Origin of the sequence: Mycobacterium sp. IS-1556, from assembly GCF_001499985.1 — a bacterium.
In the GTDB taxonomy this organism is placed as follows: Bacteria; Actinomycetota; Actinomycetes; order Mycobacteriales; family Mycobacteriaceae; genus Mycobacterium.
In genome coordinates, this window is record NZ_LQIM01000034.1 from 40,223 (window position 1) to 62,190 (window position 21,968).

The window sequence follows — 21,968 nt, forward strand, 5'->3', positions numbered from 1 at the left end:
TACGACATGAGAGAACACACCAAACGCCTGGCGACGCCGTCCCGCAAATCCGACAGCCGACCGTCGATCTCGACTGCGCCCCGAACCCCACACTCCGATCAGCCAACGCCAACACAGTCAGCCGATTGCGGCATCCCGGATGCCCTAACCGCACCAGACGGTGGACGCTTGACCAGCGGCCAACCGAGGTCCACTGTTCCGTATAGGCCGGTCGAACGTGTGCCGGCCAGGAAGAGGGGCTGATGAGCATCGACGACGAGCCCGACACCACGCTCGAGGACCTCCGGGGCGACTTGGCGCACCGATACAAGTGGACGCCCAGCAGCGGCGCCTCGGTCGACCCCGCGATCGTCGACGCCGACATGGCGGCCCTCGACAACGACGGCTACGTCATCTGGAAGAACCTGCTCAGCGCCGACGAGTGTCAGCAGATCCGCGACGCCGTCGGACCGTACCTCGCACATCCCGGCCGCAATTCGTTCGAGGGACGGCGCACCCAACGCGTCTACAGCGTGCTGAGCAGGACGCGGGCATGCGACCGGCTGGTCGATCATCCGCGGGTGCTGGCGGTCCTCGACCGGCTCCTGATGGCCAACTATCTGCTGTCGGCACTGCAGGCCATCAACATTCAACCCGGAGAGTCGGCCCAGCTCGCTCACCACGACGACGGGTTCTACCCGATCCCGCGACCGCGACCGCCCTTGGCCGCCGCCACGATCTGGGCGATCGACGACTTCACCGCCGACAACGGCGCCACGGTGCTCTACCCGGGCAGCAACCGCTGGGGCAAGCGTCGGCCCGGGCCAGACGACCCCGCGCTCCCCGTCGTCATGCCGGCCGGCTCCTGCGTCCTCTTCGTCGGCACCCTCTGGCATGGCGGCGGCGCCAACACCACCGCCCAAGCGCGGCTTGCCGTCACCGCCCAGTACTGCCAGCCATGGCTGCGACCGATGGAGGCCTTCACCCTTTCAGTCCCTCGCGACATCGCCCGTACGGTCTCCGCCGACATTCGCCGCATGATCGGCTACAGCATCCATCCGCCGTTCGTCGGCGCCGTCGACGGCTTGCACCCGCAGCGTCTGCTCGACCAGCCGTAGCCGCGGGAGGCATCCCGACAATCGGCATCACCCTTGCGCCGCAACCCATTTGGTGGTTAAGCACTGGATAGCCGACGCCCGCCTGCCGCCTCCTAGGCTCGAAATTGCGCGTAGGGCTGTTGCGCGCCGCTATTCACGACCCTCAGTGCAATTTCGACGCTAGGACGCCAGGACGCCCTAAGGCCAGCACGCCAGGACGCCGGGACGCCAGGACGTCAGGCCGGCACGAACCGCACCGCGACGTAGCGCTCCCGGCGCACCAGTTCGGTGAACTCCTCCACGGTCGGAATCCCGTTGTCGCGGAACTTCAACCCCATCATGGTCTGCGCCCGCTTTGCGCCGTAGGACTGCGCGCACCGGTGCGAGAGGTCGGCGACGGCGCCAGGATCCGTGATCAGCTCACCGCGCATCGTCGTCATCCGGCCATCGACCAGCACATCGGCGATCGCCCCGTCGTGGAAGTTGTTCTTCCACGGCGCGCTGGTCAATGCGTAAAGGTCGCCGTCGATCCGGTGCGCGCTCACCGGAATCGAGTACCTTCGACCCGACTTCCGCCCGGTGACGTTGACGACCATCATCTGCTTGCGTAACGACCCCGCCAGCGGACTGCGCAACAACCGGCCGATCACCGGATTGACAGCCCGCAGCACCGCGGCAGGCGGATGCGAGATCGTCACCGCCTGCGATTGTTCTGCCATCCGCTCACGGTATTCCGGGTCGCGTGCGGCCGCCGCCGGAACGGCGCTACAACGACCCGAGGTCGTCGGGCACGTCGACCGCGTACTCCCGCAGCGCCTCCAGCGGGACCACCTCGAGCGTGCGCTCGTGCGTCGACGCCAGCACCACCGGCGCGGCGAAGCCGTCCTGATGGGCCTTCAACCAGTTCACCGCGGTGACGCACCAGCGGTCGCCCGGTTGCAGACCGGGAAAGCGGTACTCCGGACGCGGTGTGGACAGGTCGTTGCCGATCGAGCGTTGATGGCGCAGGAAGTCGGCGGTCACCACGGCGCAGATCGTGTGGCTGCCGAGGTCCTCCGGACCGGTCGAGCAGCAGCCGTCGCGGTAGAAACCGGTCATCGGGTCGGTGCCGCACGGCTGCAGCGGCTCGCCGAGCACATTGAGTTCAACCACAAGTCGTCCAAGTTCCGCTGGGGTCTTAAGGTATTCAGTGATACCTCAACATATTCAGCTGGCGTGTGAACGGACAGAGGAGCATCCGGCATGGCCGCGCTCAAGACTGGCGACGCATTCCCCGACGTCGTGGTGACCGCTGTCGTCTCGACCACCTCGCTGGCGGCCGACGCCGAGGACACCTGGCAGCAACTCCAGGAGGGCCGAAGCGGCATCCGGCCCCTCGACAAGTGGTTCATCGAGGAGTTCGACTCGCCCGTGCGCATCGGCGGGGCCATCCTGGAGGATCTCGACGAACAGCTCGGGCGGGTGGAGCGACGCCGGACGTCGTACATGCAGAAGATGTCCACCGTCCTGAGCCGCAGGCTCTGGGCGGCCGCGGGCGAGCCCGAGGTCGACACCCGACGGTTGTCGGTGTCGGTCGGGCTGGCGTTGGGCAGCACGGAAGAGATTCCGCTCCAACACGACCTGTGGCGGCAGAAGGGCCTGCGCGCTGTCTCTCCGCTGACGATTCAGATGTACATGCCCAACGGCGCGGCCGCCGCCGTCGGATTGGACCGACAGGCGAAGGCGGGCGTGATATCACCGGTGATGGCCGACGCCTCGGGTGCCGCGGCCATCGCCCTGGCGTGGCGACAGCTCGTACTCGGTGAGGCCGACATGGTGATCTGCGGGGGCGTCGAGACCCACATCGAGGCAGTGCCGGTCGCGGCGTTCTGCATGCAAGAGCTGCTGTCGACCAGTAACGACGACCCGGCCGGCGCCTGTCGCCCGTTCGACAAGCACCGCGACGGCATGGTGTTCGGCGAAGGCGGCGCGCTGATGCTCATCGAAACCGAGCAGCACGCCAAGGCGCGAGGGGCGCAACCGCTGGCCCGGCTGATGGGTGCAAGCATCACCTCCGACGGCTACGACATCGTCAAGCCCGACCCCGACGGCCTGCGGGCCGGTGACGCGATCACCCGGGCGATCGAGTTGGCCGGACTGACACCGACGGACATCGACCACATCAACGCGCACGCCACCGGGACCGTTTTCGGTGACCTGGCCGAAGCCCGCGCCATCCGTAACGCGTTCGGTGACCACGCCCCGGCGGTCTATGCACCGAAGGCGGCCCTGGGGCACTCTCTGGGTTCCGCCGGCGCCATCGAGGCGGTGTTGACGGTCCAGGCGCTTCGCGACGGGGTCATCCCACCCACGCTCAACCTGAAAGAACCAGACCCCGAGATCGACCTTGATGTTGTCGCCGACAACGCCCGCAGCGGCGACTACCGCTACGCGATCAGCAACTCGTTCGGACTCGGCGGCGACAACGTGTCGCTTGCGTTCGGCGCTTACTGAGCCTTCGTGAGCGTGAACTGCCCGACGTAGCTGACGTTGCGCTGGAAGAAGTCCGAGCACCCGACGAGGTACTTCATGTACCGGTCGTAGACCTCCTGCGACGTCACCGCGATCGCCTGGTCCTTGGCGGCCTCCAGTTTCTCCGCCCAGGTGTCGAGCGTGCGGACGTAGTGCGGGGTCATCGTGTCGAGTTCCTCGACGGAAAAACCCGCGTTGCCCGCGTACTCGTAGACGTCCTCGTCGCACGGCACCGCGCCGCCGGGGAAGATCTCCTTGGCGATGAACCGCATGAACTTCAAGTCCGACATCACGATCGGGATCCCCATCTCGGGCCAGCGCTTGAGCGGGTGTCCCATGATCGTCTGCAGCACCATCCGGCCGTCGGCGGGCATCAGCCGGTAGCACGTGTCGAAGAACGCCTTGTACTTCGACTTGGGCCACGCCTCGAACGCCTCGATGGAGACGATGCGGTCGACCGGCTCGTCGAATTCCTCCCAGCCCTTGAGCAGCACCCGCCGCGAGCGGTCCGTCTCGACCGCGTCGAGGATCTGCTGGCCGAGCGCACGTTGATTGCGGCTGAGCGTCAGCCCGACGACGTTGACGTCGTAGGTCTCGATCGCGCGCTTCATCACCGAGCCCCAGCCGCAGCCGACGTCGAGCAGCGTCATCCCCGGCTGGAGGTCGAGCTTGCGAAGCGCGCGATCGATCTTGGCGATCTGCGCCTCTTCGAGCGTCATGTCGTCACGCTCGTAGAACGCACAGCTGTAGGTCCGTGTCGGATCCTGGAAGAGACCGAAGAAATCGTTCGAGATGTCGTAGTGCGCTTGAACGTCCTCGTACGCCACCTTCATCGTCGTCCCCGAACTATCCGACATCTTCGATTGGCCTCCTATGCGGGTGTTACGTGACCCCGACGACCGCGTAACGACCAACTTATATATCGCACTTTTCGTAAATGGGCTAAGCAGCCGCCTTCTCACACGTGAACTGAGCGACGTCGGTGTAGCCCTCGCGGAAAAGGTCTGCACAACCGGTCAGGTATTTGCGGAAGCGCTCGTAGATCTGCTCCGAGGTGATCGCGATCGCCTCGTCCTTTTTGGCCTCCAGGTTCGCTGCCCAGGTATCGAGCGTCTTGACGTAGTGCGGCTGCAGGTGCTGTTCGCGGGTGACCGTGTAGCCGGCCTTGTTTGCGTGTTCCCGCACCATCGACGCCAGTGGCAAACGTCCACCGGGGTAGATCTCGTCCATGATGAACTTGATGAATCTCACGCGGGACATGGTCAGCGGCAGGCCCTTGGCCTTGATCTCCTCATCCTCGGGAATGATGATCGTGTGTAGCATCATCACGCCGTCGTCGGGCAGCCAGCTGAACGTCTTCTTGAAGTAGTCGTCGTACTTGTTGAAGCCGAAGTGCTCGAACGCGCCGATCGACACGATCCGGTCGACCTTGCCCTCGAATTCCTCCCACGGCTGCAGCCGGACTTCCATCTTCCGGTCGCTCTTGAGCTTGGGAAACCAGTAGTCCTCGATGTGCTGCTTCTGGTTCTCCGAGAGCGTCAGGCCGATGACGTTGACGTCGTACTTCTCCACCGCACGCGCGATCGTCGAGCCCCACCCGCAGCCGATGTCGAGCAGCGTCATGCCCGGCTGCAGGCCGAGCTTGCTGAGGGACAGGTCGACTTTGGCCCGCTGGGCCTGCTCGAGCGTGTAATCGTCGCGCTCGAAGTAGGCGCAGCTGTAGGTCTGGGTCGGGTCCTGCCACAGCTTGAAGAAGTCATTGGAGATGTCGTAGTGGAACTGGACTTCGTCCTTGTCCGAGCCGCGGGTTTCCGATGCGGATTTCGACAGCCACTTCGACTGTGCCTGTGGTGTCGAGCTGTGCTTTGTTCCTGATGTTCCTGTCACGGTCCGCCCTTAGATGCAATTGAGGGATCGACTGGCCAACTATCGCGCAGGCTGTTCGACACGATGTGTCGACATTACCTCCAGTGGTCGGTCCGTCGGGCAGTGGAGGACGCTCGACACCAGCCTAAATTTTCCCGTTTCTGGTCATCCAGCGCATCACCTGCCAGCCGGCGAACACCGGCAGCCAGATCGTCAGCACCCGGTAGAGCAGAACCGACGGCACGGCGACTGCGGCGGGCATGCCGAATGCGGCCAATCCGCCGATCAGCGCCGCTTCGACGGCGCCGATACCGCCGGGCGTCGGCGCCGCCGAGGCCAGCGTGCCGCCGATCATCGTCACGACGGTGACGGTGACGAACGAGGTGTCGCCGCCGAACGCCTCGATCGCCGCCCACAGCGCGAACGCGTTGCCGAGGGTGGTCGCCGCGCACCCCGCCATGATCACCGCCAGCCGCCGGGGCTCGCGGGCCAGCGCGACGAGGTGGCCGATCATCTCCTGCAGTCGCGGCCGCACCGCCGTCGCCAGCCAGTGGCGCAGTTTCGGCACCAACAGGAACGTGCCGATCAGCCCGAGCAACACACCGCCGATCAGGTACAGCAGCGTCGCGTTCGGGACGAAGCGGGACAGGTCGGCCGATACGCCCGCGGCGGTGGAGAAGAAGATGAGCAGCCCGAGGTGGGTGATCACCTGGACTGACTGCTGCAGCGCGACGGCGGTGGTGGCGCGCATCGGGCTGACGCCGCCCTTCTGTAGATACCGGGCCGACAGCGCCAGCCCCCCGACTCCCGCGGGCGTCGTCGTGGCCGCGAACTTGTTCGCCACCTGCATGACGACCAGACCACGTAGGTTCACCAGCCCGTCCGCACACGCCCAAAGTGCCGCCGCCGCACCGAGATACGTCAGGCTCGACGCGGTCAGCCCCAGCAGCGCCCACCACCAGTTCGCGGTGCGCAGTTCGGTGATGAACGTCGGCACCGAGCTGATGAACGGATAGGCGACGTAGACCAGCGCGGCGAGCAGCACCAACTGGATCACCTGGCTGCGGGTGAACCGGGTGACGGTCTCGGTGCGGATCTCGTCGACGCGGGTCTGGCGCTTCACCTCGTCACGCGCGGCGGAGATCACCGCCTTGGCGTCTTCGACGGAATGGCGGATGCCCGGCGACATCGCGGCCGAGGTCAACCGTCGCGACGCGGTCAGCACGGTGTCCTTGCCGAACGCGTCGATCGCTGCGCGCACCGCCGAACTCGCGTCGTACAGGTACGTCGTCGTCACCAGCAACTGGGCGATGTCGGTGCGCAGCTGGGCGTCGGTGGCGCCGTACTCGGCGTAGTCGAACCCGCCGAACAACACCGTGTCGTCGTCGACGGTGATCTCGCTGCTGCGCAGGTCGCCGTGCGAGATCTGGCAGTCGTGCAGCTCGCGCAGCGATTCCCACACGCGCCCGACGGGTATCGACTCGACGCATTCGTTGATCGGTATGCCGCGCGGCGGGGTGTGCGCATACAGCGTCCAGCCCCGGTCGAGCGCGGCGACGGCGATCGTCGAGGTGTTCGCGATCTTGAGCTCGCCGATCGCGATGGCCATCAGCGCGCGGTGTTCGACGAGCCGGCGCATCGACGCATGCAGCGGCGCGGTCTCGCGGTCGCGCAGCCGCACCTTGCGCCACAGCTGCAGCAGCACACCGCCGCCGCGCTGGTGTGGGCCGTACAGCTCCATCACCGCCGTCGACTGCTGCTCCTCGCAGGTGGCGTTGAGCAGCAGCGGCCCGGCGCCGGCGGGCCGCACCACCTCGATGCTGGAGACGACGCACCCGCGGCGGGCCATCGCCCGCACGGCGCCGTCGAGCGGCACCTCCAGCCCGGGCGTGCCCACGACGAGCACGACCAGCGCCCCGATCAACCAGCCGACGGCCAGCCCGAGCAGCGAGCGGGCCGGCACCACCGCGCTGATCATCAGGTGAATCGGCACGAACGCCAGCAGCAGCGCCCACCACCAGCGCCGCCAGCGGGTCGGCAGCCACGGCCCCGACACGGTGAGCACCGCGGCGAGCATCGCGATCCAGCGGGGATCGTCGACGAACTGCGAGGAGAACGTGTCGAGTCGGCCGGACAGATCGAAGTGCCACCGCGGCGCCGTGAGGCCGAAGCCGCTGATCGACAACGCCAACCCGGCGATGGCGGCGGCCGCGGCGTAGGCGCCGAGCAGTTTCCACTGCCGCGACAGGATCAGGCCGACGAGGATCACGAAGGGCAGCGCGACGATCGCGATGCCGTAGACGAGGTAGACCAAGTCCGCCTGGGTCGGGGTCAACACGGCGACGATCTCGGAGATCGAGCGTTCCAGCGCGACCCACTCGTTGCGGGTGATCAGCGAGCTGGTGACGACGACCGCGAGGAACAGCGCGGCGAGCACGACGCGGACGATGTCGTTGGTCCGCCTCGTCAGTGGCTGCAGCAGGCTGCCCGAGACGGTGATGTCCCGCCCGTCAACGCGCATGAGTCAACGATCTTCTCCGGTTGGGGGCCACGTCGGTAGCGACCCGCCGACAACTTAGCCCGTGTCCAGTGCCGAGGAGCCATTCCGTCGAGCGCGTTGCGGACGTACTCTATTAGGCATGAGTCCAACAAAGGAGTCGGCACTGCCGCCGGGGCCTCGGCTCCCGTCGTTCGCGTTGCTGTTGCTGATGATGCGGTGGTGGACGCCGATCGTGTCGATGTGCCAGCGCCGCTACGGCAAGGTCTTCACGCTGGCCAACTCCATGGTCGGCCCGATGGTCTACCTCGGCGACCCGGCCGACATCAAGACCGTGTTCGCCGGTGACCCACGTATCTACCATGCGGGCGAGGCGAACTCGATGCTGTCCGGCCTGCTCGGGGACAGCTCGGTGTTGGTGATCGACGAGGACGTGCACCGCGAGCGCCGCCGGCTGATGATGGCGCCGTTCCACCGCGACGCCGTTGCGCGTCAGGCGGATGTGATGGCAGAGATCGCCGCGGAGAACATCGCCGGCTGGCCGGTGGGTAAGCCGTTCGCGGCGGCGCCGAAGATGTCGGAGATCACCCTCGAGGTGATCCTGCGGACGGTGATCGGCGCCAGCGACCCGGAGCGGTTGGCGGCGCTACGCGAGGTGATGCCGCGGCTTTTGAGCGTGGGGCCGTGGGCGTCGCTGGCGATCGCCAAGCCGAAGCTGCTGAACCACCGGTTGTGGAAGCGGTTGCGCCACAACATGGCCGAGGCCGACCGGCTGTTGTATGCGGAGATCGCCGACCGCCGCGCCGATCCGCACCTCGCCGACCGCACCGACGCGCTGGCGATGCTGGTGCGGTCCGGTGTCGACGAGGGGGCCGGCATGAGCGACCGGGAACTACGCGATCAGCTGATGACGCTGCTGGTGGCCGGCCACGACACGACCGCGACCGGGCTGTCGTGGGCGCTGGAGCGGTTGACCCGCCACCCGGATGTGCTCGCAAAGGCGGTGCGCGCGGCCGAATCCGGCGATGAGGAGTACCTCGACGCGATCGCCAAGGAGACGCTGCGGATCCGTCCGGTGGTGCCCGACGTGGGCCGGACGCTGACCGAGCCGGTCGACATCGGCGGGTACCGGCTGCCCGCAGGCGTCATGGTGGTGCCGAGCATCTCGCTGGTGCACGACAACGCCGACATCTACCCCGAGCCTGACCGCTTCGATCCGGACCGGATGATCGGCGTGACGCTGAGCCCGACCACGTGGCTGCCGTTCGGTGGCGGCAATCGGCGTTGTCTGGGTGCGGGATTCGCGATGGTGGAGATGCGGGTGGTGCTGCGCGAAGTGCTGCGACGGGTCGAGTTGGCGACGACCGGCGCGGCGGGCGAGCGGCAAAAGCTCAAGCACGTGATCATGACGCCGCACCGTGGCGCGCGAATCACCGTGGCGGCGAGGAAGATTGGCGGGCCGACGACGGCGGGTCACGGTGAATCCCGACCCGCCACCGCCGACTCGTCATCGGCTACGTAAGCCGCTCAGGGGATGTCGGTGGCGGGCACGCCGCCGCAACCGACGCCGGGAATGCAGCCTGCGGCGCCCTGCGGTCCGGCCGCGCCGGAGGGGCCGCCAGGAATCGCGCCTGCCGCACCCTCGGGTCCGGCCACGCCGCCCGGTCCGCCGGGAATGGTGCCCGCGGCACCCTCGGGTCCGGCTGCGCCCGCGGGACCGCCGGGGATTGCGCCTGCCGCGCCCTCGGGCCCGGCTACGCCGCCCGGTCCACCCGGAACGGCGCCGGCCACAGCGGGCGCGCCGGGTGGAGGCGGCGGAGGCGGCGGGACCCAGGCACCGGGCATCGGAGCGGGCGCAGGTGCGGGAGCCGGCGCTGGTGCGGGGGCCGGCGCTGGTGCGGGCGCCGCGCAGCTCGTGCCGTCCGGGTCGACACAGCCCGACAAGCCACCGGTCGGAAGGAACGACGGCGAAGCGAAGCCTACGGGCGCGGAAGCGATCGCGGCCGCGGCCGCGCCCGCCACGAAGAGCGGTGAAAACTTCGTCACGTTGATCAACATGCCGGTGCTTTTACCACCAGCGTCAATCCTCAAACATCGTCTTTTCCGCGAGCGTGCGCCGCAGCAGCGTGTCCGCCCGCCGGACCGAGCCCTCGATCAGCGGCACCGTCGTTTGCTCAGCGTCGCTGGCAAACATGAGGTAGCTTCAATCGACACACGATGCGGGGTTGGCCGCTGTCGAGGGGCTAATAGAGACGGTGGATGCGACGCCATTCGGCCACTACCAGCTGCAGCAGCTGATCGGCCGCGGAGGGATGGGCGAGGTCTACCGCGCCTACGACACCAGAACCGACCGCATCGTCGCGCTGAAGGTGTTGCCACCCAGCATGGCCGCAGACGAGACGTTCCAACAGCGCTTCCGACGCGAGTCTCAGGCCGCCGCCGGGCTCAACGACCCACATGTGGTGCCGATCCACGGTTTCGGCGAGATCGACGGCCGCCTCTACCTCGACATGCGGCTCATCGAGGGCAGCAACTTCGGCACGGTCCTCACCGACACCGGTAAGGCGATCGACACGGCGCTGGCGGTCAAGGTCGTCGAGCAGGTCGCCACGGCGCTGGACGCCGCACACTCGGCGGGCCTGATCCACCGCGACATCAAGCCGTCGAACATTCTCATCACCGACCGCGACTTCGTGTACCTCATCGACTTCGGGTTGGCGCGCACCGCAGGTGAGAAGGGCCTGACGACCGCCGGCAGCACGCTCGGCACGATGGCTTACATGGCCCCCGAGCGCTTCGAGGGCAAGCCGGTCGATGCGACCGCCGACATCTATGCGCTGGCCTGCGTGCTCTACGAATGCCTCACCGGCGTGCGGCCCTATCCCGCCGACAGCCTCGAGCAGCAGATCGCCGGCCACATGACCAAGGAGGTGCCCAAACCGTCGGCGGTCGACCCGCGGTTGGCGGCCTTCGACGATGTGATCGCCAAGGGCATGGCCAAGAAACCGGCCAAGCGCTACCAGAAGGCGGGTGACCTGGCCGAGGCCGCGCGCCGGGCGCTCAACGCCCCGGTGCGCACCGCGGGCAGCGGCCGACACCAGGCCCGACGGGCGCCGGCGCGCAAGCCCCGGGTGTCGCGGCGGGCGCTGGCGGTGGCCGGATCGGTGGTGCTGGTCGCGGCGCTGAGCACGTTCGGCGTGCTGCAGTGGCGCGGCGGCGCCGATCGCAACGACACGAAACCGGCCGGCGTCGAGGCCACGACGGTGACGCCGACCGCCGCGCCCGGCGCCGTCGAAGCGATCGCGTCAACCGTGCCTGAGGAGATCAGATCGACGGGCCGGCTCGTCATCGGCGTCAACACTCCTTATGCGCCAAACGAATTCAAGGATGCCACCGGGCAGATCGTCGGCTTCGACGTCGACCTGATGAACGCGGTCGCGCGGACGTTGGGGCTGGTGCCGGAATACCGCGAAACCGCGTTCGAGGCGATACTGCCGTCGGTGCGCGCCGGCGACTTCAACGTGGGCATGTCGTCATTCACCGACACCAAGGAGCGTGAGGAGTCCGTCGACTTCGTCACCTACTTCCGGGCGGGCACGCTGTGGGCGCAGCGCGCCGGGTCCGGGCTCACCCCGGCCGACGCGTGCGGGCTGCGAATCGGCGTCTCGTACGCGTCGCTGCAGGAGACCGAGGAGATCCCGGCCAAGAGCGCGGACTGCGTCGCGGCCGGATCGGCGCCGATCGACAAGGTCGTCTACGTCACCCAGGACGATCTCAACGCGGCGCTGATCAACGGTGAGGTCGACGCCATGGCCGCGGATTCCCCGGTGACGGGGTTCGCGATCAAGACCTCGGGCGGGGCCTTGGAAGCCGCCGGTGACGTGTTCAACTCCGCGCTCTACGGCTGGCCGGTGGCCAAGGGCTCGGGGCTGGCCGAGTCGCTGCGCCAGGCGCTCGTCCACCTGATCTCCACCGGCGAGTACCGCACGATCGCGCTCATGTGGGGTGTCGAGAAGGGGATGATCTCCACGCCGCAGATCAACGGGGCCACCCGCTGAGCATCGGCATCCGCACCGCCGGGTGTAGCCTGAGAGCAGACCTTCTCCGGTTAGCAGCCATCGAATCCTTTCGAAAGCCGATGAGCCTGCGATTCGACACCGCGCGACACGTTCGACATCGTCCGCCGCGGAACGTAACGAAGGACTTGCTGCATGCAGTCGTACGACCTGTTCTCCCATCCCCAGAAACCTGAATTCGTCTCCAGTCAGGACGATTCCGCCGAACCCGTGACCAACCCCGAGTTCTCCGATCGCCCCGACCGGGATTCGTCGGCAACCACACGCCCCGCATGAAGTTCGGCTGACTGGGTCGGTAAAGCCAGTCAGTGCACCACGATCGAGTGCTGTCCACGCGGCACCAGTTCACCGATGATCGGCGCACCCGGGATCTCACCAGCGACCAGCAGACCGCCCGACGTCTGCGCGTCCGCCAGCAGCAGCGCCTCGTCCTCGTCGACCGCTGTCAGGTCGACGTGCGGGGCGACCCAGTCGAGGTTGCGTCGGGTGCCGCCGCTGACATGGCCGGCCGCCAAGGCATCCCGCGCGCCGTCGAGGTAGGGCACCGCGGCGCTGTCGATCACCGCGGTGACGCCGCTGGCGCGGGCCAGCTTGTGCAGATGGCCCAGCAGGCCGAAACCCGTTACGTCGGTTGCGCATTCGATACCGGCCGCGACGGCCGCCTGTGCGGCGTCGGCGTTCAGCGTCGTCATCACCTCGACGGCCGCGGGGAACGTCTCGCCGGTGTTCTTGTGCCGGCTGTTGAGCACCCCGACGCCCAGCGGCTTTGTCAACGACAGCGGCAGCCCGGCCTTACCGGCGTCGTTGCGCAGCAACCGATTCGGATCGGCGATACCTGTAACGGCCAAACCGTACTTCGGCTCCGGATCGTCCACGCTGTGCCCGCCGGCCAGATGACAGCCCGCGGCCACACACATGTCCATGCCGCCGCGTAACACCTCTGCGGCCAACTCGAACGGCAGCACGTCGCGCGGCCAGCCCAGCAGGTTCACCGCGACGACCGGCCGCCCACCCATCGCGTACACATCCGACAGCGCGTTGGCCGCGGCGATCCGCCCCCAGTCATAGGCGTCGTCGACCACCGGGGTGAAGAAGTCCGTCGTCGCGATCAGCGCGACCCCGTCGTCGATGCGCACCGCCGCGGCGTCGTCGCCGTCGTCGAGCCCGACGAGCAGTTCGCCGACCGGATTCCGCGGCGCGGCGTGGGTCAGCCCGCGCACGACGTCCTCGAGTTCGCCGGGCGGGATCTTGCATGCGCAGCCGCCGCCGTGCGCGTACTGGGTCAGCCGGTAGGTCGTCTGCTCGGTCACGGCCTCCATGCTGCCTGGCATGATCGGGCCGTGTGGGTCAGGGAGGCGTATCCGGTCTGGTGACCGGCGCGGTCTTCAAAATCGCTGAGCGGCAGATTCTGTCGCTGGCGGGTTCGATTCCCGTCCGCCTCCGCCACGGTCCGTCGGTGATTTCGGTGTAGCCGGTCGCGCTCACCGCCACCAACTACACCCGAATCGCACATGCTCAGCCCGGTTTCGCGTCCCACACCACCAGCCCGTCGTCGCGGATCCGCGCGCCCTCCGACGGCGAGTGCGGAACCACTCGGCCGTCGTGCATGAGGTGCCCGACCGGCACCGAAAGCCTCAGCACCGCCACGTCGGCGACGATTCGCCGGTGACAGCGCCACCACACCGACTCGCTGCACATCATCGCGGTGTGCTGCCGTTTCGACTGCTCGACGAGGTCGCCCAGCGCATCGGTGAATTCGTCGGTGCGGGTGTAGGCGGCGTAGGCGGCGAACTGCTTGACCCGCCACCACGGGTCCTCGGTCTCGGTTCCGGCAGGCAGGCTCCGGCGCCCGCCCAGCCGCTGCTCCCAGCGGTAGTCCAGGCCCGCCTCCCGCGTCCACGCGGCGATCGCGGACGTCTCCACGTCGGGGTTGTGCCTGCTGTTCGGGTAGCGGCGGATGTCGACGAGCGCTTCGATGCCCGCCCCCTTCAGCAACTGCGTGAGCGCTGATTTGTCCAGCGCGCCGTGTCCCACCGACGTCAACATGTGATCGGTGTACCCGATCGCGGCCATGGGCCATGATGGCCTCATGCGAGTTCGGCGCGCATGCGTTTGGGATTTCGGTGTACACAGTTGCGGTCAGCGCAACCAACTACACCGAAATCGCCGGGTGAGCCGATGACCGACCCCCGCCGACGCGTGCCGCGCACCGACGTCCTGCTCGCCGATCCGCGCCTCGCCGAGGCGTCGCGGGTGCTCGGCCGCATGCTGGTGAAAACCGTTGTCGCACAATCGCAACAGCGTGCGCGAGCCGGCGAGATCGCGCCGGAACGGGTCGCCGACGACGCGGTCACGGCACTGCCGACGAGTGCGGCCACGCTGCGTCCGGTGATCAACGCGACCGGCGTCGTCGTGCACACCAACCTCGGACGGGCGCCGCTGTCGCAGGCCGCGGTCGACGCGATCGTCACCGCGAGCGGCGCCACCGACGTCGAGTTCGACCTCCAGACCGGTCGCCGGGCCCGACGCGGTCGCGGCGCGCTCACCGCGCTGGCCCGAGCGGTCCCCGCCGCGGACGGCGTGCACGTCGTCAACAACAACGCCGCCGCGCTGCTGCTCGCCGCGATGACGCTGGCGCCCGGCAAGGAGATCGTCGTCAGCCGCGGCGAGCTCATCGAGATCGGCGACGGCTTCCGGCTGCCCGAGCTGCTGGAGTCGACCGGCTCGCGCATCCGCGAGGTCGGCACCACCAACCGCACCCACCTGCGTGATTACGCCGACGCGCTCGGGGCCGGCACTGGGTTCATCCTCAAGGTGCACCCGTCGAACTACTCGGTTACCGGGTTCACGTCGACGGTCGGCATTCGCGAGCTGGCCGGTTTGGACGTGCCGCTGGTCGCCGACATCGGTTCGGGCCTGCTCACCCCGCATCCGCTGCTGCCCGACGAGCCCGACGCGACCACGATGCTGCGCGACGGCGCCGACCTCGTCACCGCGAGCGGGGACAAGCTGCTCGGCGGGCCGCAGGCAGGTCTGCTGTTCGGCGACGCCGAGCTCATCGAACGGCTGCGACGACACCCGGCGGCGCGGGCGCTGCGCGTCGACAAGCTGACCCTCGCGGCGTTGGAGGCCACGCTGGCCGGCCCGCCGACACCGGTCGCGCAGGCGCTGGACGCCGACATCGCCAACCTACGGGCGCGGGCGCAGCAGCTCGCCGCGCAACTGCCCGGCGCGGAGGCGGTCGAGTGCATCGCCGCGGTCGGCGGTGGCGGCGCTCCCGACGTCTCGCTGCCGAGCGCCGCGGTCAGCCTGCCCGAGTCCTACGCCGCGCCGCTGCGCACCGGGACCCCCGCGGTGGTCGGTCGGCTCGAAGCCGGCCGCTGCCTGCTCGACCTGCGCACCGTCGCCCCCGATGACGACGGCCTGCTCGCCGAGGCGGTGCTGGCGTGTACGTCGTAGCCACCGCGGGCCACGTCGATCACGGCAAGTCCACGCTTGTCGAACGGCTCACGGGCATGTGGCCGGACCGGCTGGCCGAGGAGCGGCGCCGCGGGCTGACCATCGACCTGGGGTTCGCCTGGACGACGCTCGACGGGCGGGAGATCGCGTTCGTCGACGTGCCCGGCCACGAGCGGTTCGTCGCGAACATGCTCGCCGGTGTCGGGCCGGTGCCGGCGATCGTGTTCGTCGTCGCCGCGACCGAAGGGTGGATGCCGCAGTCCGACGAGCATCTCGACGCGCTGCGAGCGCTCGGGGCCCGGCACCTGCTGGTGGTGATCAGCAAGGCTGACCTTGCCGATCCCGCCAGCGCGATCGCGCAGGTGCGCGAGCGGCTGCCCGATGCGCCGATCGTTCTCGGCACTGATCTGAATGCTGTTCGTACACATCTTGTTTCGCTTGTCGACGGGCTGCCTCTTCGCGACCGCGACGCCGACGTGCGGCTCTGGGTGGACCGCTCGTTCACCGTCCGGGGCGCGGGCACGGTGGTGACCGGGACGTTGGCGGCAGGCACGCTGCGTGTCGGCGACGAACTCGAGCACACCGGACGACGGGTCACGGTCCGCGGCCTGCAGTCGCTTGGCAGGGACCGCTCGGAGGTCGGCGCCGTCGCGCGCGTCGCGGTGAACCTGCGCGGTGTCGACCGACGGCACATCGGCCGCGGCGACACCGTCCGGACCCCGGGTGCGTGGCTCGACACCGCCGAGATCGACGTGCTGCTGCGGCTGCCCAGTGAATCGCACCGACTGCACCGGCAGCTGGTGCTGCACATCGGGTCGGCGGCGGTGCCGGTGCGCGTGCGGCCGCTCGGCACGGCGGGCGCCCGGCTGCGGTTGGCGCGGCCGCTGCCGTTGCGGGTCGGTGACATCGGACTGTTGCGCGACCCCGGCGAGCACCGCATCGCTGCGGGTGTCGAGGTGCTCGACGTGCGGCCGCCGGCGTTGCGGCGTCGCGGCGCGGCCCGCGAACGAGGCGAGGAGCTGGCGACCGGACGCGTGCGCCGGCCGCCGTGCGCCCGCGTTGACGAGTTGCGCGCCATGGGTTTTGACACCGGCGGCACGCGGGTGGGCGAGTGGGTCGTCGACGACGGCTGGTGGGCGCAACGGCGGCAACAGATGATGACGGCCGTCGCACGGTGGGCCGCCGAGCACGACGTCGCGGCGGGCATGCCGTTGGAGACGCTGCGGCAGCAGGCGGGTCTGCCGGCCGCCGAACTGCTGCCCGCCCTGCTGGCGGGCACGGAATTGCAGGCCGTCGACGGGGTGGTGCGTCAGCCCGGTGCGGGGCTGCCTGCGCGCGTCGACAAGGCGGTGCGGACGGTGGAGGAGTGGCTGGCCGCTGAGCCGTTCCGCGCGCCGGAGGCCGCCGAGCTGGCCGACCTCGAGCTGGGACCGCGCGAACTCGCGGCGGCGATCCGCGCGAAGCGGTTGACCAAGATCGCCGACGGTGTGGTGCTCGGCCCGGACGTATTCGACCGTGCCGCAGCGGTTCTCAACGCATTGCCGCAGCCGTTCACCGTCGCCGACGCCAAGCGCGCGATGAACACCACCCGCCGGGTCGCGGTGCCGCTCCTGGAACGGCTCGACGCGCTCGAGGTCACTCGTCGCAACGAAGACGGCACACGCTATACCTAGAGCTGCTAGGCTAGCGGCGCTATGTATATCGACAAGGATCTGGTGGCGGCCTCGGCGACGCCGCTTGTGCTGGGCATCCTCGCCGACGGCGAGTCCTACGGATACGCCATCTTGAAGCGGGTGCAGGAGCTGTCCGGCGGACGTATCCAATGGACGGACGGAATGCTGTATCCGCTGCTGCATCGGCTCGACCGCCTGGGATATGTGACGGCGTCGTGGGGCGTCTCCGACACCGGGCGTCGGCGTAAGCACTACGCGATCACCGACGCCGGTCGAAAGATGCTCGCCGAGCGGCGAACTCAGTGGGAGACGGTGGCGGGCATGCTCGACCAGGTATGGCGCAGCGTCCCGCTACCGCCTACAACGGCGCAAGGATGGGCGTGATGGACTCCGACGCCGCATTGGAATCGCAGATCGGCCAGTGGCGAGGTTACGTCGAGCGGCATCGGGCGATCTCGGCCGCAGACGCCGACGAGATGGAAGACCACCTGCGCAACCAGATCGCCGATCTGTCCTCCGCCGGCCTGATGAGCGACGAGGCGTTCCTGGTCGCGGTGAAGCGCATGGGCAACGTGCACAGCATCTCCCGCGAGTTCGCGCAGGAGCATTCCGACCGGCTGTGGAAGCAATTGGTCTTGACGGCCGAACCGGGTGCCGATGGGCGACAGCAGCGAAGCGAGCTGTTCGTCGTCCTAGCGCTCGCGCTCGGTGGGGCAGTGGCGCTCAATGTCGGATCAGCCGTGCTCGGCGAGGAGGTATTCGCCCGCAATGCCGGTCTTTTCGTGCTTCCGTTCCTGATCGGCTATTTCGTCTGGAAGCGCCGGCTGAGCTTGCGCGCGATCGCGGCGTTGACGCTGCCGTTCGTCGTGGCGGCCGTCGTGCTCAACGTGTACCCGTTCGATCCGGATGGCGCGACTGCGGTGATCGCCACGATCCACGCGCCCATCGCGTTGTGGTTCGCCGTCGGCTTCGCCTACGTCGGGGGAAAGTGGCGATCCGACCGGCGGCGAATGGATTTCATCCGGTTCACCGGCGAGTGGGTGGTGTACCTAACCCTGCTCGCCCTCGGCGCCGGCGTGCTGATGGCGCTGACGGTCGGCGCGTTCGAGGCGCTCGGCACCGATGTCGAATGGGCCATCGAGGACTGGATCGTGCCGATCGGCGTGGCGGGCGGGATCCTCGTCGCCGCATGGCTCGTCGAGGCCAAGCAGAACGTGGTGGAGAACATCGCGCCCGTGCTCACCCGGGTGTTCACCCCGCTGACCACGATCATGCTGCTCGTGCTGCTTGCGTCGTTCATCGCGGAGGGCAGCTTGGTCGACGTCGACCGGAACCTGTTGATCCTGATGGATCTCATCCTGGTTCTCGTTCTCGGCCTGCTGCTGTACGCGATCTCCGCCCGGGACCCGTTGGCGCCGGCGGACCTGTTCGACCGACTGCAACTCGTGCTCGTGCTCAGCGCCCTGGCGGTCGACGTGCTGATGTTGGTCGCGATGCTCACGCGCATAGCGGAATTCGGCTTCACACCGAACAAGGTGACCGCGCTCGGCCTGAACCTGGTGCTGCTGGTCAACCTGTCGTGGTCGGCATACCTGCTCGTCGGCTTCCTGCGCAGCCGCCGCGACTTCGCGACCATGGAACGCTGGCAGACCCGGTACCTACCCACGTTCGGAATCTGGGCGGCGCTGGTCGTTCTCGTCATTCCGCCGGTGTTCGGATTCGCGTAGCGACTCCAGGTGCAAAGGTTTGGCCGCCCAGCACGCGGGTAGCCGCCTCACTCGAGGAGGGTGATCATGGCTGATACCGGCAACATCGTCGACGACATCATCACCGACCATCGCGAGTTCGAAAGCGTCTTCACCGAGATCGAAACCGGTGGCGACCCGCACAGCCAACCCGATCTCGTCGAGCACGTGATCGCCGGCATCGTCCGGCACGCCGTCGCCGAGGAGCAGTACCTCTATCCTGCCGCCAGAAGCGTGCTGCCCGACGGTGACGAGCTCGCCGATCACGAGCTGAAAGAGCACGCCGAGGCCGAGGAGATCATGAAGGCGATCGAAAAGGCCGGAAGCGACGACCCCGAGTACGACGACCTGGTCCGCAAACTCATCGGCGAGATCCGCCACCACATCGAGGACGAAGAGAACGACATGCTCGCCGAGCTCCGCGATTCCTGCGCGCCCGAGGAGTTGCACGAGCTGAGCGGGAAGTTCCAGCGCGCCAAGGCAATGGCGCCGACGCGGCCGCACCCGCTGGCGCCCGATCATCCACCGGCCAATAAGCTCCTCGCACCCGGGGCCGGCCTGGTCGACCGGGTGCGCGACGCCCTCAGCGGGCGCAACACCTGACGCCTACCGCTGCGCCCGGATCACCTGCACCAGGCTGAACTGCCACCGCTCGACCAGCCGGAAGCCCATGTCGTGCGTGACAGCGAACGCGCGGGTGCCGCCGAACAGCGGGCCGGGCGGAATCGCCACTCCCTGTTCGCGTTCGGGAGCGCCCGGGTCCGCTTGCGTGATGATCCAGACGGTCGCGCAGTGCTCGAGCGGGCCCACCGACGCCTCGGGGATGAGGTTCGTGTCGAACACGTCGTGGGTGTCGACAGCCCGCTGCCACAAGCTGACGTCGACCACCCCGCGGAAAGCGTCGGGGCGCGCGGCCATCAGTGGGCGCATCGGCGCGGGATGAAACGTCACGGTGTCGTTGACAAGAAGACAGTCGCCCGCGGCGGCCTTCGCCGAGATCAGGTCGGCCACCTGGCTGTAGTCCATGTGGTACTTCGCATACGGACCGCGTTGCACCGTAACGAAAGTGGGCGCCGCGGCCACTGCGAACACGCCGACGACCGCCGCCGCCACCCATGCCGAGCGCGCCAACGCGGTGATGCAGACGCCGAGCAGCAGCGCCATCGCGGGGGCGGTGAAGCACAAATAGCGTGGGGTGTAGAGCGGTTCGGCCACCGCGGAGTACGCCACGATCAGCGCCGTCGGAATCGCCAGCCACGCCACCGCCAGCACGATCGCTTCCCGCTCGCCGACGCTGGGCCGCCTCGCGACGGCCCACACCGCGATCGCCACCAGCACCACCCCCGCGGACAGCGCCGCGAAATACGGGTTGCGGTCGAAATACTGTTGTACGAAAACGTCTTCGAAGGTCCGCAGTCCGATCGGCGTGATCCAGCTGATCTGGTTGGCCTGCCCGGCGACCACCGCGACGAACGGCGCCATCACGGCGAGTGTGATGCCCGACGTGATCGCGAACGGCAGCACCACCGTCCGCGTGCGCCGGAACGCCACCACGAACACGGTGTGGACGAAGAACAGCAGCGCCAGGTAGACGTCGAGCAGGATCGACACCGCGAGCAGCGCCCCGTAACCTGCCCACACCCAACGGGATTCGCGCTGCGCCGCCCAGACCAACAGCACCGCGAGCCACACGGCGAGCATCATCGACAGCGCGTACGGACGCGCCTCGATGCCCGCCCACGTCGCCCGGGGCAGGATCGCGCAGACGACCCCGGCCGTCAGCCCGACCGTCCGCGACGACAGCTGCCTGCCCAGCACCACCACGCCCGCCGCGGCGGCGCCGACCGCCAGGCCGCTGGGTACCCGCGACCAGAACTCGGTCGGCGGGAAGACGGCGAACCAGCCGTGCATCAGCAGGTAGTAGAGGCCGTGGACGGCGTCCACGTCGGCCAGCATCTGCCACAGCTGATCCAGCGAGCGGCTGTAGGACGCCGAGATCGTGGCGGCCTCGTCGTACCAGAACGACGGGCGGCCGGCGCCGGCGAGGCTCACCGCGGCGCCGAGGATGGCGACGAGCAGCGGTTCCAGCCGCGTCAGCCGACCGCCCGCGGAGTCGTCTACCAGACGCGGATCCAGTCGACGAGCATCACCGACGGGTAGGGGGCCTTGGTCGGATCGCCGCCACCGGAGCCACCGACTGCGAGGTTGAAGATCGCCTGCAGCCAGTACCCGGGGATGCTGAACGGCCACCGCAGGTCGCCGGGCCGGCCATGGACCGGAATCGGCTTGGCCGGAACCGTGAAGTACGGCTCGGCGCCGTCGACGTAGTCGCGCCAGAAGCGGAAACCGTCCTCGCTCCACTCGGTGCGCCAGTTGTGCCACGCCGGATCCACCAGCTCGGGGATCGACATGCCCTCCCACGTCTTGCCGTTGGAGGCGGCGTGCACGGTGGTGCCCGGCGGCCAGGCCCCGTTGCCGTAGTACTCGACGATGTCGATCTCGCCGTCGGGCAGCGGGTCCTGGTTGAGCAGCCAGTAGGCGGGCCACAGGCCCGGGTGCATGCAGTCGAGCTTGATGCGCGCTTCCCAGGTGGTGCCGATCTGCCCGCGGAAGTGGCTGAGCACCTTGCCGCTGAAGTACTGGTCGCCCTCGTGGGTCGCGCACAGCACGAGGTTGGAGTTGCCGTCGATGAACACGTTGCGGCGGTCGTCGCGGTAATGCCCGACGATCGGCGGCGTCACCGGGTCGTCCCAGTTCTGCACGATCCACTTCGCCGGATCGGGTGCCGACCCGGCCGGACCGTCGAATTCGTCCTGGAAGAGGTAGGTGCCTGTGGCCGCGTCAGGTGGCGGCTGCGCCGGTGGGGACGGCCGAAGTGGCGAGGCATTGGCCAGCGGCGAGGGCACGGCCGCCGCGCCCAGCGCGGCGACTCCGGTCATCATCATCAGGGTGCGACGGTCGATTTCGGCCACAGCAGCACCATAGAGGGTCTCGCGGATGATCACCGTGGTTTGTCCACGCGTTGACCGCATTAGTTCCCGTAACAGCGCTAATGTCGTCAGTGC

The 21,968-nt window shown here is 68.4% G+C and carries 20 protein-coding genes and 1 tRNA gene; 11 read left to right on the plus strand and 10 right to left on the minus strand.

The genetic code is table 11. From position 1 onward, the window contains the following. Positions 1-242: 242 nt before the first annotated feature. Entirely contained in the window at positions 243-1,097 is an 855-nt protein-coding gene (locus AU187_RS16660) for a phytanoyl-CoA dioxygenase family protein (protein ID WP_059101206.1), read from the plus strand. A gap of 215 nt (positions 1,098-1,312) precedes the next feature. Here AU187_RS16660 and AU187_RS16665 read toward each other — a convergent pair whose 3' ends face one another. Both AU187_RS16665 and AU187_RS16670 read right to left on the minus strand, forming a co-directional pair. Then, positions 1,313-1,795 (minus strand): hypothetical protein, encoded by a 483-nt coding sequence (locus AU187_RS16665; RefSeq protein WP_059101207.1) that lies wholly within the window; start codon positions 1,793-1,795, stop codon positions 1,313-1,315. 46 nt (positions 1,796-1,841) lie between these two features. Next, positions 1,842-2,228 (minus strand): DUF2237 family protein, encoded by a 387-nt coding sequence (locus AU187_RS16670; RefSeq protein ID WP_059101208.1) that lies wholly within the window; start codon positions 2,226-2,228, stop codon positions 1,842-1,844. Positions 2,229-2,318: 90 nt separating this feature from the next. Here AU187_RS16670 and AU187_RS16675 point away from each other — a divergent pair, with 90 nt between their 5' ends. Continuing rightward, entirely contained in the window at positions 2,319-3,569 is a 1,251-nt protein-coding gene (locus AU187_RS16675) for a KasA/KasB family beta-ketoacyl-ACP synthase (protein WP_059101209.1), read from the plus strand. Here the strand turns inward: AU187_RS16675 and AU187_RS16680 are convergent. From AU187_RS16680 to AU187_RS16690, 3 genes are all read right to left on the minus strand, one after another. Further along, entirely contained in the window at positions 3,563-4,444 is an 882-nt protein-coding gene (locus AU187_RS16680; RefSeq protein WP_172800285.1) for a cyclopropane mycolic acid synthase family methyltransferase, read from the minus strand. The two genes, AU187_RS16675 and AU187_RS16680, sit on opposite strands and share 7 nt — an antisense overlap. Positions 4,445-4,529: 85 nt before the next feature. Then, entirely contained in the window at positions 4,530-5,474 is a 945-nt protein-coding gene (locus tag AU187_RS16685) for a cyclopropane mycolic acid synthase family methyltransferase (RefSeq protein ID WP_059166938.1), read from the minus strand. Positions 5,475-5,598: 124 nt separating this feature from the next. Continuing rightward, positions 5,599-7,974 carry a lysylphosphatidylglycerol synthetase family protein gene (locus tag AU187_RS16690; RefSeq protein WP_059166939.1) on the minus strand — a complete coding sequence of 792 codons (2,376 nt, stop codon included), beginning with the start codon at positions 7,972-7,974 and terminating at the stop codon, positions 5,599-5,601. A 118-nt stretch (positions 7,975-8,092) separates the two neighbouring features. Here AU187_RS16690 and AU187_RS16695 point away from each other — a divergent pair, with 118 nt between their 5' ends. Further along, positions 8,093-9,472, plus strand: coding sequence for a cytochrome P450 (locus AU187_RS16695; protein WP_059166940.1), 1,380 nt, complete (start codon positions 8,093-8,095; stop codon positions 9,470-9,472). Positions 9,473-9,477: 5 nt separating this feature from the next. Here the strand turns inward: AU187_RS16695 and AU187_RS16700 are convergent, their stop codons facing one another. Further along, on the minus strand, positions 9,478-10,008 hold the full coding sequence (locus AU187_RS16700) for a hypothetical protein (RefSeq protein WP_059166941.1): 531 nt from the start codon (positions 10,006-10,008) through the stop codon (positions 9,478-9,480). Between the two features lie 197 nt (positions 10,009-10,205). On the opposite strand from AU187_RS16700, the gene stpK7 reads away from it, so the two are divergent. Together stpK7 and AU187_RS25710 are read left to right on the plus strand one after the other, a co-directional pair. Continuing rightward, complete coding sequence (gene stpK7, locus AU187_RS16705) at positions 10,206-12,008, plus strand: serine/threonine protein kinase StpK7 (RefSeq protein ID WP_059166942.1); 1,803 nt, start codon at positions 10,206-10,208, stop codon at positions 12,006-12,008. Positions 12,009-12,161: 153 nt separating this feature from the next. Continuing rightward, the gene (locus AU187_RS25710; protein WP_172800286.1) at positions 12,162-12,302 is read left to right on the plus strand and encodes a hypothetical protein; all 141 of its coding nucleotides are present in this window, start codon (positions 12,162-12,164) and stop codon (positions 12,300-12,302) included. Positions 12,303-12,331: 29 nt separating this feature from the next. Here AU187_RS25710 and selD read toward each other — a convergent pair whose 3' ends face one another. Continuing rightward, the gene (gene selD / locus AU187_RS16710) at positions 12,332-13,345 is read right to left on the minus strand and encodes a selenide, water dikinase SelD (protein ID WP_059166943.1); all 1,014 of its coding nucleotides are present in this window, start codon (positions 13,343-13,345) and stop codon (positions 12,332-12,334) included. 32 nt (positions 13,346-13,377) lie between these two features. Here selD and AU187_RS16715 point away from each other — a divergent pair. Continuing rightward, positions 13,378-13,472: transfer RNA gene (locus tag AU187_RS16715), tRNA-Sec, on the plus strand. Positions 13,473-13,541: 69 nt separating this feature from the next. Here the strand turns inward: AU187_RS16715 and AU187_RS16720 are convergent. Beyond that, positions 13,542-14,072 carry a DUF488 domain-containing protein gene (locus AU187_RS16720; protein WP_059167123.1) on the minus strand — a complete coding sequence of 177 codons (531 nt, stop codon included), beginning with the start codon at positions 14,070-14,072 and terminating at the stop codon, positions 13,542-13,544. Between the two features lie 132 nt (positions 14,073-14,204). Between AU187_RS16720 and selA the strand changes: the two genes are divergently transcribed. The 5 genes from selA to AU187_RS16745 all read left to right on the plus strand — a co-directional run bounded on the left by selA (position 14,205) and on the right by AU187_RS16745 (position 19,506). Continuing rightward, complete coding sequence (gene selA / locus AU187_RS16725) at positions 14,205-15,485, plus strand: L-seryl-tRNA(Sec) selenium transferase (RefSeq protein WP_059166944.1); 1,281 nt, start codon at positions 14,205-14,207, stop codon at positions 15,483-15,485. After that, positions 15,473-17,158, plus strand: a complete 1,686-nt coding sequence (gene selB / locus AU187_RS16730; RefSeq protein WP_059166945.1) for a selenocysteine-specific translation elongation factor — start codon at positions 15,473-15,475, stop codon at positions 17,156-17,158. The genes selA and selB overlap by 13 nt, the downstream gene beginning before the upstream one ends. A gap of 21 nt (positions 17,159-17,179) precedes the next feature. Next, complete coding sequence (locus AU187_RS16735) at positions 17,180-17,542, plus strand: PadR family transcriptional regulator (protein ID WP_059166946.1); 363 nt, start codon at positions 17,180-17,182, stop codon at positions 17,540-17,542. Then, positions 17,542-18,885 (plus strand): permease prefix domain 1-containing protein, encoded by a 1,344-nt coding sequence (locus AU187_RS16740; RefSeq protein ID WP_059167124.1) that lies wholly within the window; start codon positions 17,542-17,544, stop codon positions 18,883-18,885. The genes AU187_RS16735 and AU187_RS16740 overlap by 1 nt, the downstream gene beginning before the upstream one ends. A gap of 66 nt (positions 18,886-18,951) precedes the next feature. Then, the gene (locus AU187_RS16745) at positions 18,952-19,506 is read left to right on the plus strand and encodes a hemerythrin domain-containing protein (RefSeq protein WP_059101219.1); all 555 of its coding nucleotides are present in this window, start codon (positions 18,952-18,954) and stop codon (positions 19,504-19,506) included. A 3-nt stretch (positions 19,507-19,509) separates the two neighbouring features. On the opposite strand, the gene AU187_RS16750 is transcribed toward AU187_RS16745, so the two are convergent. Further along, the gene (locus AU187_RS16750) at positions 19,510-21,027 is read right to left on the minus strand and encodes a glycosyltransferase family 39 protein (RefSeq protein WP_059167125.1); all 1,518 of its coding nucleotides are present in this window, start codon (positions 21,025-21,027) and stop codon (positions 19,510-19,512) included. After that, complete coding sequence (locus AU187_RS16755) at positions 21,021-21,866, minus strand: glycoside hydrolase family 16 protein (RefSeq protein ID WP_059101491.1); 846 nt, start codon at positions 21,864-21,866, stop codon at positions 21,021-21,023. Before AU187_RS16755 ends, AU187_RS16750 begins: the two co-directional genes overlap by 7 nt. Between the last annotated feature and the right edge of the window lie 102 nt (positions 21,867-21,968).